General features: G+C 59.0%; 11 protein-coding genes and 1 pseudogene. 8 read left to right on the top strand and 4 right to left on the bottom strand.

All coding sequences use genetic code 11. The features are described 5' to 3' along the window. Positions 1–6: 6 nt before the first annotated feature. On the bottom strand, positions 7–2,418 hold the full coding sequence (locus NTD86_RS06160) for a PAS domain S-box protein (protein ID WP_262201267.1): 2,412 nt from the start codon (positions 2,416–2,418) through the stop codon (positions 7–9). 54 nt (positions 2,419–2,472) lie between these two features. On the opposite strand from NTD86_RS06160, the gene NTD86_RS06155 reads away from it, so the two are divergent. Then, positions 2,473–3,465: an alpha/beta hydrolase family protein gene (locus NTD86_RS06155; protein ID WP_262201265.1), complete on the top strand. Its 993-nt coding sequence runs from the start codon at positions 2,473–2,475 to the stop codon at positions 3,463–3,465. On the opposite strand, the gene NTD86_RS06150 is transcribed toward NTD86_RS06155, so the two are convergent. Genes NTD86_RS06150 through NTD86_RS06140 form a run of 3 tightly spaced genes read right to left on the bottom strand, consistent with a single transcriptional unit; the run spans position 3,462 to position 5,924 of the window. Further along, positions 3,462–4,229, bottom strand: coding sequence for a TerB family tellurite resistance protein (locus NTD86_RS06150; protein ID WP_262201264.1), 768 nt, complete (start codon positions 4,227–4,229; stop codon positions 3,462–3,464). The two genes, NTD86_RS06155 and NTD86_RS06150, sit on opposite strands and share 4 nt — an antisense overlap. Position 4,230: 1 nt before the next feature. After that, positions 4,231–4,902 carry an N-acetylmuramate alpha-1-phosphate uridylyltransferase MurU gene (gene murU, locus NTD86_RS06145; protein ID WP_262201263.1) on the bottom strand — a complete coding sequence of 224 codons (672 nt, stop codon included), beginning with the start codon at positions 4,900–4,902 and terminating at the stop codon, positions 4,231–4,233. Further along, on the bottom strand, positions 4,899–5,924 hold the full coding sequence (locus NTD86_RS06140; RefSeq protein ID WP_262201262.1) for an aminoglycoside phosphotransferase family protein: 1,026 nt from the start codon (positions 5,922–5,924) through the stop codon (positions 4,899–4,901). The genes murU and NTD86_RS06140 overlap by 4 nt, the downstream gene beginning before the upstream one ends. A 132-nt stretch (positions 5,925–6,056) precedes the next feature. Here NTD86_RS06140 and NTD86_RS06135 point away from each other — a divergent pair, with 132 nt between their 5' ends. The 7 genes and pseudogenes from NTD86_RS06135 (at position 6,057) to glpE (ending at position 13,676) form a co-directional block, all read left to right on the top strand. Then, positions 6,057–8,807 carry an LPS-assembly protein LptD gene (locus NTD86_RS06135; protein WP_262201261.1) on the top strand — a complete coding sequence of 917 codons (2,751 nt, stop codon included), beginning with the start codon at positions 6,057–6,059 and terminating at the stop codon, positions 8,805–8,807. Then, on the top strand, positions 8,782–10,125 hold the full coding sequence (gene surA / locus NTD86_RS06130; protein ID WP_262201260.1) for a peptidylprolyl isomerase SurA: 1,344 nt from the start codon (positions 8,782–8,784) through the stop codon (positions 10,123–10,125). Before NTD86_RS06135 ends, surA begins: the two co-directional genes overlap by 26 nt. Further along, on the top strand, positions 10,122–11,111 hold the full coding sequence (pdxA, locus tag NTD86_RS06125; protein ID WP_262201259.1) for a 4-hydroxythreonine-4-phosphate dehydrogenase PdxA: 990 nt from the start codon (positions 10,122–10,124) through the stop codon (positions 11,109–11,111). Before surA ends, pdxA begins: the two co-directional genes overlap by 4 nt. Next, complete coding sequence (rsmA, locus tag NTD86_RS06120) at positions 11,108–11,926, top strand: 16S rRNA (adenine(1518)-N(6)/adenine(1519)-N(6))-dimethyltransferase RsmA (protein ID WP_262201258.1); 819 nt, start codon at positions 11,108–11,110, stop codon at positions 11,924–11,926. The genes pdxA and rsmA overlap by 4 nt, the downstream gene beginning before the upstream one ends. Before the next feature lie 122 nt (positions 11,927–12,048). Next, positions 12,049–12,429, top strand: coding sequence for a Co2+/Mg2+ efflux protein ApaG (gene apaG / locus NTD86_RS06115; protein ID WP_262201257.1), 381 nt, complete (start codon positions 12,049–12,051; stop codon positions 12,427–12,429). Further along, positions 12,429–13,271 (top strand): annotated as a pseudogene (locus tag NTD86_RS06110) (symmetrical bis(5'-nucleosyl)-tetraphosphatase); the annotation flags it as partial. The gene apaG and the pseudogene NTD86_RS06110, both read left to right, overlap by 1 nt. Positions 13,272–13,349: 78 nt before the next feature. Further along, a complete protein-coding gene (glpE, locus tag NTD86_RS06105) occupies positions 13,350–13,676 on the top strand; it encodes a thiosulfate sulfurtransferase GlpE (protein WP_262201295.1) in 327 nt (108 codons plus the stop codon). Positions 13,677–13,872: the final 196 nt, after the last annotated feature.

Genomic DNA, 13,872 nt, shown 5'->3' with positions numbered 1-13,872 from the left:
CCTTCCTTATTCAAAGGTCACTTGGGCTTGCTGGCGTTGTGCCAATGGTACGCGCACTTCCAACGTGGTTCCCTCACCCGGCACGCTGTGCAGGGCCAACGTGCCGCCCAGCATCAAGACCCGCTCGCGCATGCCGACCAATCCAAACGAGGTTGCTCTGCCCTCTGTCGGTACAAAGCCCCGGCCATCATCGCTGATCGTCAGGCACAGCTCTCGCCCTTCCACGCTCAGGGTCAATTCCACTGTTTGCGCATCGGCATGTCGCATCACGTTGGTCAGGGCTTCCTGCAAAATCCTGAACAACCCTACTTCCTTGTTGGCACTCAACGGCGGCAACTGCTCAGGAACTTGAACCAGACACGGGATGTTGGAGCGCGCCTCGAAACGTCGGGCCTGCCATTCAATTGCCGAGCTGATCCCCGCATCCAGAATGGGCGGGCGCAGGGCCGTGGCCACATCGCGCACGAGTTGGAACAACTGCGCGATGAGTTTTTTCATGCTATTGAGCCGCTCATGCAAGCCCGGATCCAGGCCCGCGTAAGCCAGCTCACACATCGAGGTTTCGAGCTTGAGCACGGTAAGCATTTGCCCAAGTTCATCGTGGACTTCGCGAGCTATTCGCGCCTTTTCTTCTTCGCGCACGCTCTCCAGGTGAGCCGACAACTCACGCAATTGCCCCCGCGAACTGTCCAGCTCCAACTCAATGCGCTTGCTTTCACTGATGTCCCAGACAATCCCGTCCCAGACCACCGTGCCGTCTTCCAGCCGCCGCGTAATGGCCTTGATCTCGGCCCAGCGCTGCTGACCTTCACGGGTCAGAATCCGCCCTTGCCACGACCAGTCACTGTCGTTGTCCACGGCCACGTCCTGCACACGATGGTAGTCGGCCCTGTCATCCGGGTGCACCAAGCTGCGCAGGCCGACATCATGCTGACGCAATACCGACGGAGAAAACCCCACCAGAGACTCGCTGCCCTCGCTGATGTAAGGGAAGTCCAGTTCACCCGTCAGCAAGGAACGTTCTAAGCGGAACACCAACCCCGGGACGTTGGCAGCAATGCCTTGCAAGCGCGCGTCACTTTCTTGCAAAGCCGCCTGCACGCGACGCCGCTCGGTGATGTCATGCAGGTAAACCACCAAGTATTCCGCCTGTTTAAAACGCAGGAAACTCAACGTCACGTCAGCCGGGAACTCGCTACCGTCAGCACGCAAGCAAACAGCTTCCATGCGCTGGGCGATGTCCTCGTTGCCCCGAGCACAACGCCACAAGTTCAACCAGCGATCCATGTTCAGGCCCGGTTCGAAATCACTCAGCGGGCGGTCGAGCAACGCGCCCGTTGAATACCTGAGCATGCTCTCGGCAGCCTTGTTGGCATAACGGACGTGGCTGTCCCAGTTGACCCACAGGATGCCCACCGGGCTTTGGTCGATGGAAAACTGAGTCAGGCGCAAGGCCTCCGCACTGGCGGCCCCCTCGGCGAGGTCTTCGCGAGCCTGCAAAAGTGCCTGTTCCAGCACACTCTGCTGTCGACGCTGCCACACGACGATGGCCATGCACGCCAGCATCAACGCAGCGACCAGCAAGCTGAGGTTCTGCCAAAAGCCTGGAGACTGCGTTGAGCGCGCAAACTTGGGTTGCATCCAGAGCGAATGCAGTTGCTCCATGTCACGGGCCGCAATGGCATGCAGTCCGCGTTCGACAATACTGGCCAGTTGCGGCAGGTCCCGACGCGTCCCCACCCGCAAGAGTTGCGGCAAGCCAATGTCTCCAACCACTACCAGGCCCGAGAACTCTGGCTCGGCAGAAAGACGCGCCAGTTGCGCTTCATCCACTACAGCGTAAGTCGCTTGCTGGCTCAGCAACAGTTGCAGACCCTGGCGTTCCAGAGGCACGCCTTGCACATTGAGCCCTGGATAACTGGCGCGCAGAAAATCGGCTGCCGCACTGGGCATACGCACAGCGACGCGGGTTTGGCTGTCGACCCGGTCCAGGTCCACCGACACCGAACCATTACGCTCACCCACCAACAACTGCGGAATCCGCATATACGGATCGGAGAAAATCCATAGGCGCAAGCCGGCCGGGGTTTGTTTCAGCCCCGGGGCAAGGTCGATCTCACCGTTTCGGGCAGCGTGATCCAACTGCTCAATATCTGGGTAAGTGCGCCAGATCAGCTCAATGTTCAGGCTCTGCGCCAGCCACTTCATGAGCTCGACATTGACCCCGGACAACTGCTGCAAGCGTTGGTCAAACATGGCGTAAGGCGCTTGCAACACCAGGCCGACCCGCAGCTCTTTGTGCTGCGCCAGCCATTGTTGTTGCTCGGCATTCAATTGCGCAGCCGCAATGGGCGCCGCCTGCCCCATCAAGGGCAGCCACAACCAGCCGATAACCAACAAGTAGCAAAAACGCTTCATCGCAACACTCACACCCATTACGCTGCCGGGATCACTTCTGGCCTGGAATTACTTATGTCTTCTTTGCGCCTGGCAGTGGCGGCGTTGTGCCTGTCTTCTGCCTTGCCGGTACTGGCGACCGAGCCAGCCCCGGCGACCACTCCCGTCGAACCCGCGCCTGTGGTGCGTCAGCCATTGCCTGAACGCAGCCAGGAAGACGCCGCTGCGCTCGAGCGACAACTGCCGCCCGCTGAGCAACAACAACTGCAAGCGCTGGATGACACCTTTCTCGCACTCTGGAAACCCGCCAACAGCAATGACCCCAGCGGTGTCGTAGTGATCGTTCCCGGTGCGGGTGAAACCGCTGACTGGCCACGTGTTGTAGGCCCGCTGCGCAACAAACTGCCAGACGTCAACTGGGCCAGCCTGAGCCTGACTTTGCCAGACATGCGCAGCCAGGCCAGCCTGCCGAGGACGGCCGAATTAGAGAATAGTCCTACAGAACCAGCCACGAACAGTAGCAGTAAAGAGGCCAGCACCACAGCCAAACCCATCGAGCAGGCAGCCAGTGCCGGGACGGACAATGCCGACGTCGAACCTCAACCTGAGCAAACTCTGGAAGCACTGACCACTGCCGACGCCGAGCGCATCTTTGCGCGGATCGATGCCGCCCTCGACTTCGCCCAGCAACAGCACATGCGCAGCGTTGTGCTGCTCGGGCATGGCACCGGCGCGTACTGGGCTGCGCGCTACATGAGCGAAAAGCAGCCCAAACAGGTGCAAAAACTGGTGCTGGTGGCCGCACAATCACCCGCGCAAGTCGAACCGAATGTCAACCAACTGACACCGACCCTATCGGTTGCGTTACTGGATGTGTTCTATAAAGACCAACCCCTCATGCGCACCGCCGCCTTGCAACGGCTACAGGCCAGCAAACGCATGAACCGAACAAACTTTACTCAGGTGGGGCTGAACGGCATGGCGGGCAATCGCGACGCAGAACACGAACAGTTGTTGCGCAGAGTCCGCGGTTGGCTTAGCCCACAAGCAGCGGATAAACCGGACTAACGAAAACCGCGATGCTCACGAATCAGTGCATAGGCGTGATGAAGCTCACGGGTTTTCTCGGTGGCCTCGCGCACCTGCGCCGGGGTTGCACCGGCGCCCGCCACTTTGTCTGGATGGTGACGACTGAGCAAACGCCGGTAAGCGCGCTTGATTTGCTCCGGATCAGAGCTGGCAGTCACCCCGAGCAAGATCAGCGACTGTTGATACGTCCCGCCCCGGGTCGCCGGTGATTTTTTCTGCGGCTCGTAGTCGGCGCCCAGCATCTGCACCTGTTGTGGGCTCCAGCCCAGCCAGCGGCCCCACAAAAAAACCAATTCACGTTCTTTAGGGTCAATCCGCCCATCAGCCACAATCATTCGCCAACACGCACGCAGCACGCCCTCAGCCGCTGGCGGCTGGGCTTTGAGGCGCAGCAGGTAACCTCGCAGAGAGTCGTGCCCGGATTTACCCCGGTTAAATGCGGCAATCGCACGCTGCTGTGCGGCAGGGGACATGTCGAGCTGGCGCATTTCCTGACGCGCCTGTTCGATGTGTTTATCCACAACCCGCCCGCCGCTCTTGGCCAACCGGCCAAGCAAGACAAACAGCAGCTCATCATTACGCAGCGCCGCACGACCGCCCAGACGCTCACGCAGGTGCGCCCAACTGTGCAGTTGCAGGCGTCGGTCCAGCGTCTGCCCTATCAAGCCACCCAGCATGGCCCCCGGGATGCTGGCGATAAAAAAGCCAGCCCCGGCTCCGATGAGAGTCCCTGGCCACAGCATTTTAGTGTTTGCCCTCAATCAACGATTCAACCTCTGCTAAACGCTCATGTGTACCGACATCCACCCACAGCCCCGGCAATCGCTCGCCGCTCACTGCGCCGGCGGCCATGGCGTTGCGCAGCAAGGGGGCCAGTTTAAAGGCTCCCGCGGGGGCCCCGTCGAACAGCGCTGGGCTCAATACGGCAATCCCGCTGTAGGTCAGCGTGTCGACACCCGGTACAGCATCGCGGACATGGCCCTCGCTCAGATAAAAATCACCGCTGGGGTGATGCTCCGGGTTGTCCACCAGCACCAAGTGCGCCAGCCCCGCCAACGGTTGGCGCAATCGCGCAAAGTCGTAATCGGTCCAGATATCACCGTTTACCACCACAAAGGGTTTATCGCCCAACAGCGGCAGGGCTTTAACAATTCCTCCACCGGTTTCCAGCGGTTCGCCTTCGGCGGAGTACTGGATACTCACACCAAAGCGCGCGCCATCGCCCACATAATCTTCGATCTGCTGGCCCAGCCAGGCGTGATTGATCACGATCTCAGTAAAACCTGCCGCCGCCAGCGCGCGCAGGTGGTACTCAATCAACGGTACCCCGCCAGCGCGCACCAGCGGTTTTGGCGTGTGCAGCGTTAACGGGCGCAAGCGTTCGCCTTTGCCCGCCGCCAAAATCATCGCTTTCATGCTGGGGCCTCGGTAGACAGACGCAAGCTGGCCAATAACTCACCCAGCTCCGCCAGCTCAGGGCGACGCGCCACTACCGCCTCTATATAAGACAAGAAGCGCGGCACATCGGCCAGATAGCGCGGCTTGCCATCACGGTGGCAGATACGGGCGAAAATGCCGATGACTTTCAAGTGACGCTGCACGCCCATCAAATCACTGGCCCGCAAGAATTCTTCAAAATTGGCCCCTACCGGGATACCCAGCGGCAAGGCCAGCTTCCAGTAATCTTCCAGCCAACTGCGCACGCGCTCCTCCGGCCAACTGAGGAACGCGTCCTTGAACAGGCACGTGATGTCATAGGTGACCGGGCCGTACACGGCGTCCTGAAAATCCAGTACGCCGGGATTGGGGATACTGAGCATCAGGTTGCGCGGCATAAAGTCGCGGTGCACCAGCACCTGGGGCTGTGCCAGCGCGCTGTCGATCAACAACGTGCTAATCCGTTGCCAGGCTGCCTGTTGCTGCTCATTGAACTCGACACCCAAGTGCCGGCGTACGTACCACTCCGGGAACAGTTCAAGCTCACGGCGCAACAGGGCTACGTCGTAGCTGGGCAAGGGCGCGGTCATCGGCAACTGCTGGAAGGCCAGCAAGGCTTCGATGGCATCCTTGAATAATTCATCGGCGTTGCTGGTGTTGATCACGTCCAAAAAGGTTTTATTGCCCAGATCGTTGAGCAAAAGGAACCCGTGCTCGAGGTCTTGAGCATAAATTTTTGGCACATTTATCCAGCTGGTACGCAATAAATCTGCGATTTCGACGAAAGGTTTGCAGTTTTCCTGGGGCGGCGGAGCGTCCATAACGATAAAACTGCGGCCTTCGCCGTCCCATCGGAAGTAGCGTCTGAAACTCGCGTCACTGCTGGCCGCAGTCAATGTGGCCGGGGGCACGGGACCCCATCCCTCGTTCTCGAACAAGGTGCTCAACTGTTCATCAAGCCAAACTGTCAGGTGTTGCAAGCGTACATCTTGGTCAGGCATTACAAGGGTCTCCGACGGCGCTAGCCGTCAAGCGGGTCATGCTTTATTATCCAGAATCTTTTCCAGACCATCGATAGGCGTGCGGTCCCCCCACCGCGGGCTGATGGCACGCAGGAAGCCCGGACTAATAAGATGGCATTGAAATCCCCCGCGTTTCGTAAAAAATTTCCGTTGCTGGTAACCGGCAGTCTGCTGGCCATGCAACCTCTAGCCGTGCCGTTCGTTTTTGCCGAGGAGCAGTATGACTGTTCCGCATCGGCTACGGGTGGCTGGGATTGCGCGCCGAAAGCAAATACTGCGCAATTGCCACCACGCCCATCGCATAACAACGGTACCGTGGCCCAAGCCAGTGGTGAGTCGAGCGAGCAAACCGAGCAGACCCCGCTGGTGACATCCGCCAAGGGGCGTGGCCTCAAGGCGCGCAGTGCTGACTACAGCCACCTCGACTGGGTCCCACGTGACAAGCTCACACCGGCGCAACTGGCTGAAACAGGCCCGTATTGCTCTGGTGCCTATATCGAGCCTTCGCGTCCCGGCATGCACGACACCACCAGCAAAAGCGATTCGCCGACCTTCGTAGGCGCCAAAGCTTCCCGCTATCAGCAGGAAGAACAGATCGCGACCCTGGCCGGTGATGTGGTCATGCGTCAGGGCAGCATGCAGGTCGAGGCTGACGAGGCCAACCTGTATCAGGCCGAGAGCCGTGGCGAGCTGAACGGCCATGTGCGTCTGCGTGACAACGGCGCACTGCTGGTGGGCGACCATGCCGATGTTCAGCTGGACACCGGCGCCGCCAAGGTCGACAACGCCGAGTACGTCTTGCACAAATCGCGCATCCGCGGCAGCGCGCTGTACGCCAAGCGTGCCGAAGACGCGATCATCCGCCTCAAGGATGGTACGTACACCACGTGCGAGCCGAACAGTAACGCCTGGCAGCTCAAGGGCAACAACATCACGTTGAACCCGGCCACCGGTTTCGGTACGGCAACCAACGTGACTCTGCGGGTTAAAGACATTCCGGTTCTTTACACGCCGTACATCTACTTCCCGATCGACGATCGCCGTCAGTCCGGTTTCTTGCCGCCGTCCTTCAGCAGCAGTTCCGACACCGGCTTTACGCTCGTGACCCCGTACTACTTCAACCTGGCGCCGAACTACGATGCCACGTTGTACCCGCGCTACATGACCAAACGCGGCCTGTTGATGGAAGGCGAATTCCGTTACCTGACCGAGTCCAGCGAAGGTCAGTTCGGCGCTGCGTACCTGAACGACGACAACGACGATCGCAAGCTGCAGACCGACTACGAAAAAACCCGCTACATGCTCAACTGGCAACACAAGGGCGGGCTTGATTCGCGCGTACTGACCGAGGTCGACTACACCAAGATCAGCGATCCGTACTACTTCCAGGATCTGCAAAGCGATCAGATCGGCGTCGAAAGCCGCGACTACCTGAACCAGCAAGCGGCCGTCAGCTACCGGGGTGATGACTTCACCGCCAAGCTGAACGTACAGGCCTACCAGTTGGCGACCGTGACCCAGGTCACGCCGTACAACCAGATGCCACAGCTCACCTTCAATGGTGGCCTGCCGTATCACCCGGGTGGTTTGAACTTCACCTACAACACCGAACTGGTGCGCTTTGAGCGCGACCTGGAAAACGGTAACTACACCGACGAGTACGGCGTCACCACACCGCGCCTGGACAGGAACATTCAGGGCCTGGCACGCGCCGACGGTACTCGTCTGAACCTCGCGCCGGCCATGTCGCTGCCAATGAACTGGAGCTACGGCTTCCTGACGCCGACCCTCAAGTACGCGTACACCCAGTACGATCTGGATCTGGACAGCACAGGCAAGTCTCAGCTGCCGACCGGCGAGAAATTCGACAGCTCGGTCAACCGTAGCGTCCCTATCGCCAGCATCGACAGCGGCCTGTATTTCGACCGCAACACCAACTGGTTTGGCACCAACTACCGCCAGACCCTGGAGCCGCGTGCGTTCTACCTGTATGTGCCTGAGCGCAACCAGGAAGACATTCCTGTTTTCGACACCAGCGAAAGTTCGTTCAGCTATTCCTCGCTGTGGCGCGACAACCGCTTCACCGGCTCTGACCGTATCGGCGACGAAAACAAACTGTCGCTGGGCCTGACCAGCCGCTGGATTGAAGAGAACGGCTTTGAGCGTCAACGCATCAGCATTGGCCAGGCTTACTACTTCAAGGACCGTAAGGTTCAGTTGCCAGGCATTGATGACAAGCGTGACGACTCAACGTCCAACGTTTCGCCTTATGCACTGGAATACGCTTATCGCTTCAACCGCGACTGGCGTGCAACGGCTGACTACAACTGGGACCCGGAAACCCGTAGCCCACGTTCTGGCAGCGCGATGATGCACTACCAGCCAGAAGACAACCCGAACAAGATCGTCAACCTCGGTTATCGCTATCGCAACGACCAGGTGGTGTACAACCAGTACACCGGTAAGTGGCAGTTCGGCGGTGACTACCTGAACCCGGGCGATCCTGGCTTCATCAAGGATTACTACAAAATCCAGCAGCACGACTTCTCGGTCATTTGGCCGCTCGTGCCGCAATGGAGCGTCATCAGCCGCTGGCAGTACGACTACAACCGCAACCGTACCCTGGAAGCCTTCGGTGGCTTTGAGTACGACAACTGCTGCTGGAAAATGCGTCTGATCAGCCGTTACTGGGTTTCCAACGACGAATACACCCAAGAAGCCCCGCAAAACGAAAAGGGCGACCATGGGATCTTCCTTCAAATTGTGCTGAAAGGTCTCGGCGGTGTTACTGGCACCAAAGTAGAGAGCTTCCTCGACAAAGGCATCCAAGGTTATCGTGAACGTGAAGATCAAGCTTTCTGAGTGTCTGCGCCCCCTAGTATTGGGCGCATTGTTCCTGGGTACTGCAGCGGCTCACGCTGCAGTACAGCCCCTCGACAAGGTGGTGGCCATCGTCGATAACGACGTGATCATGCAGAGCCAACTGGACCAGCGTGTCCACGAAGTTCAGCAGACCATCGCCAAGCGTGGCCAGGGTGTACCGCCTGCCAGCGTTCTGGACCAACAAGTGCTTGAGCGTCTGATTGTCGAAAACCTGCAACTGCAGATCGGCGAGCGTTCGGGCATTCGCATCACTGACGAAGAACTGAACCAGGCCATCGGCACTATTGCCCAGCGCAATAACATGACCCTGGACCAGTTTCGCCAGGCGCTGGCCCACGACGGCCTGTCGTACGACGATGCTCGCGAGCAGGTACGTCGTGAAATGATCATCAGCCGTGTACGTCAACGCCGCGTGGCCGAGCGTATCCAGGTCACCGAACAGGAAGTCAAAAACTTCCTCGCCTCCGACCTGGGCAAGGCGCAGCTGTCCGAAGACTACCACCTGGCCAACATCCTGATCCCAACCTCTGATAGCGCGAGTTCGGATGCCGTCCAGGCGGCAGCCAAACAGGCTGAAGACATCTACAAGCAGGTCAAGCAAGGTGCTGACTTTGCTCAGTTGGCGATTGCCCGCTCCGGCAGTGACACTGCGCTGGACGGTGGTGACATGGGCTGGCGTAAAGCAGGCCAATTGCCTCCTCCGTTCGATCGCATGCTGAGCGAAATGCCAGTGGGTGACATTACGCCTCCTGTACGTACGCCTGGCGGCTTCATTATTCTCAAGCTGCTCGACAAGCGTGGCGGTCAAACAGTCATGGTGGACGAAGTTCATGTTCGCCACATCCTGATCAAGCCAAGCGAAATCCGTACCGAAGCGCAAACCAAGGAACTGGCCGATAAACTCTACGACCGCATTCAGTCGGGCGAAGACTTTGCCACCCTGGCCAAAACTTATTCGGAAGACCCGGGTTCTGCCCTCAATGGCGGTGACTTGAACTGGGTAGACCCGAATTCGCTGGTGCCGGAGTTCCGCGAAGTCATGGCCGAAACCCCGCAGGGCGTGTTGTCCAAGCCATTCCGTACTCAATACGGCTGGCATGTGCTGGAAGTCCTTGGCCGTCGCTCCACCGACAGCACCACCCAGGCTCGCGAGCAGCAGGCCATGAACGCCTTGCGTAACCGCAAGTACGACGAAGAACTGCAAAGCTGGCTGCGTCAGATCCGCGACGAAGCCTATGTAGAAATCAAACTTCCTGGCGCAACCAACCAGGCAGAGAGCGCAGATCAAGCACAGTGAAAACACAGCGTTTTGCACTGACACCCGGCGAACCGGCAGGCATAGGTCCCGACCTGTGCCTGCTACTCGCCTCGCAACGCCAGCCACACCCCCTGATCGCCATTACCAGCCGCGACCTGCTCCATGAGCGGGCCGCGCAGCTGGGTGTGGCCGTCAGCCTGCTGCCGGTGACACCGGACAACTGGCCCGATCAACCGGCGCCAGCAGGCAGCCTCTACGTGTGGGACACGCCGCTCAATGCCCGTGTCACCGCCGGCACGCTGGACAAAGCCAACGCCGCGTTTGTGCTGCAAACCCTTACACGCGCCGCACTTGGCTGCGTTGAGGGCGACTTTGCAGGCATGATCACCGCGCCAGTTCACAAAGGCGTGATCAATGAGGCAGGCATTGCGTTTTCTGGCCATACCGAATTTCTGGCGGACCTGACCCACACCGAGCAGGTGGTGATGATGCTCGCCACGCGCGGGCTGCGCGTGGCACTGGTCACCACTCACCTGCCTTTGCGTCAGGTTGCCGATGCCATTACCCCTGAGCGCTTAACGCGAGTGACCCGGATTCTGCATGCCGATCTGCAACAAAAGTTCGGCATCGCCCAACCGCGAATCCTGGTGTGCGGGCTCAACCCCCACGCCGGTGAGGGCGGCCATTTGGGTCACGAAGAAATCGACATCATCGAACCAACCCTGGAGCGTCTGCGTCACGAAGGCATGGACCTGCGAGGCCCGTTGCCTGCAGACACTCTGTTTACCCCCAAATATCTGGAGCACTGCGATGCAGTGCTGGCGATGTACCACGACCAAGGCCTGCCCGTGTTGAAGTACAAAGGGTTTGGTGCCGCAGTCAACATCACCCTGGGCTTGCCGATCATCCGTACCTCTGTCGACCATGGCACTGCCCTGGACCTGGCAGGTAGCGGCAAGATCGACACTGGCAGTCTGCAAGTCGCCTTGGAAACCGCCTATCATATGGCCGAGACCCGTATATGACCGAGCAATACCAACACAAGGCGCGCAAGCGCTTTGGCCAAAACTTCCTGCACGATGCAGGCGTTATCGATCGCATTTTGCGCGCGATCAATGCCAAGTCTGGCGACCGCCTGCTGGAAATTGGCCCCGGCCAAGGTGCTCTGACCCAAGGCATTCTGAGCAGCGGCGGGCAACTGGACGTTGTCGAGCTGGACAAAGACCTGATCCCGATCCTGAATCAGCAATTTGCCGGCATGAACAACTTCAACCTGCATCAGGGCGACGCGCTGAAGTTTGATTTCTCGACCCTCAATGCTGCACCGCGCACGCTGCGAGTGGTCGGTAACCTGCCGTACAACATCTCAACGCCGTTAATTTTTCACCTGCTGAAAAACGCCGAACTGATTCGAGACATGCACTTCATGCTGCAAAAAGAAGTGGTTGAACGCATGGCGGCAGGCCCTGGCGGCGGTGACTGGGGTCGCTTGTCGATCATGGTTCAATACCACTGCCGCGTCGAACACCTGTTCAACGTCGGCCCTGGCGCCTTCAACCCACCACCAAAAGTCGACTCGGCGATTGTGCGCCTGGTGCCACACGACGTCCTGCCGCATCCGGCCAAGGATCATCGTTTGCTTGAACGCGTAGTGCGTGAAGCATTCAACCAGCGCCGCAAGACACTGCGCAACACCCTCAAAGCCTTGCTCAGCAACGACGAAATCCAAGCCGCTGGCGTCGACGGCAGCTTGCGCCCCGAACAACTCGACCTAGCCGCTTTCGTGCGCTTGGCCGACCAGCTCAGCGAAAAAGCGGCTAACGCGCCGGTTGCTGACTGATTACTGAGAAAAAACGGGGCCGGGCCAGACGCAACATCTGGTCGGGCACCCGCCATCTAGCCTAGACTCAGGCATCGGTTATTTTTCCAACGTTGTCTGCGCTCCCCTGTAAGGCCTCACGCATGCATGATCCTCGCTATGTGATCGACGTCAGCGTCGTCACGCGTTACCTGCCAGAACAATCTCAGCCCGAGCACAATCGCTACGCCTTTGCCTACACCATTACGGTAAGCAATACGGGCACCGTGGCGGCCAAGCTGCTGTCCCGGCATTGGGTCATTACCGATGGCGACGGTCATGTCGAAGAGGTGCGCGGAGCCGGGGTGGTCGGGCAACAGCCGTTGATCGAGCCCGGCGAGCAACACACGTACAGCAGCGGCTCGGTGCTCACCACCACAGTAGGCACCATGCAGGGCAGCTACCTGATGCAGGCCAATGACGGCCATCAGTTCAAAGCCATCATCAAGCCCTTCCGTCTGGCCGTACCAGGAGCCCTTCACTGATGGCGGTCTATGCCGTGGGTGACCTGCAAGGTTGCTTGCAGCCTCTTAAGTGCCTTCTGGAGCAGGTCGCTTTTGACCCGACCCAAGACACACTGTGGCTGGTTGGCGATTTGATCAATCGTGGCCCGCAATCACTGGAAACCCTGCGTTTTCTCTACGGCATGCGTGAGTCGCTGGTCTGCGTGCTGGGCAATCACGACCTGCACTTACTGGCCGTTGCCTACAACATCGAGCGCCTGAAAAAGGGCGACACACTGCGCGAGATCCTCGAAGCGCCCGACTGCCATGACCTGATCACCTGGCTGCGCCAACAACCGCTGTTGCATTACGACACCGAGCGCAATACCGCACTGGTGCACGCAGGAATACCGCCGCAGTGGTCATTGAAAAAAGCCCTCAAATACGCCAGCGAAGTCGAACAGGCGCTGCGTGACGACAGCATGATCAAGCCTTTTCTGGACGGCATGTACGGTAACGATCCAGCCAAGTGGGACAGCGACCTCAGCGGAGTCACGCGCCTGCGCGTCATCACCAACTACTTCACTCGCATGCGCTTTTGTACCCGCGACGGCAAACTCGACCTCAAAAGCAAAGAAGGCTTGGGCACTGCGCCACCCGGCTATGCCCCTTGGTTCAGCTACAAAGAACGCAAAACCCAGGACGTCAAGATCATCTTTGGCCACTGGGCGGCGCTGGAAGGCCAGTGCAAAGAGCCTGGCGTTTTCGCACTCGATACCGGCTGTGTCTGGGGCGGTGCGATGACCTTGCTCAATGTCGACACAGGCCAGCGCCTGAGCTGTGACTGTGATGATCAGGGGCACCCTGCACCAGCCTCACAACCTCTTACCTCTGCCCCCCCTTTCTACCCAACCGCCGCGCGCGCCCTAAACCGCCCCGCTGCCAGGCTAAAGGACATTCCAATGACTGAATTCAAACGCATTCCCCCAGAACAAGCCCAAGCCCTGCGTGAACATGGTGCTGTGGTCGTCGACATCCGTGACCAGACAACCTATGAAGCCCTGCACATCACCGGCTCAAAGCATCTGGACAATCACTCGATCGCCGATTTCATCCGCGCGGCAGACCTCGACGCCCCGCTGATCGTCACCTGCTACCACGGCAACTCCAGCCAAAGTGCGGCGGCTTACCTGGTGAGCCAGGGTTTTTCTGACGTATATAGCCTGGATGGCGGCTTCGAACTGTGGCGCACCACTTACCCATCAGAAACTTCCCAAAAAGCACACTGAAAAAAAATTTCATCAGCTCAAGCCCGCGTTCTAAGCGGGCTGACGCGCTTCCAGACCAGCGGTCTGCCCAACTATTCGCGCTTCTCTTCTTGACCTCCCCGATTACCAACTATCCTTAGGTGCAGGCCATCCGAATCTGGGGAGAGCCGGTACACCGGCGTATGGATCATCAGTAGTAACTTCAAGGGGTTAACTC

This window comes from Pseudomonas sp. 7P_10.2_Bac1, assembly GCF_025465935.1.
In the GTDB taxonomy this organism is placed as follows: domain Bacteria; phylum Pseudomonadota; class Gammaproteobacteria; order Pseudomonadales; family Pseudomonadaceae; genus Aquipseudomonas.
Note: the sequence above shows the minus strand (reverse complement) of the source record. Positions and strands in the feature narration are given on the sequence as shown.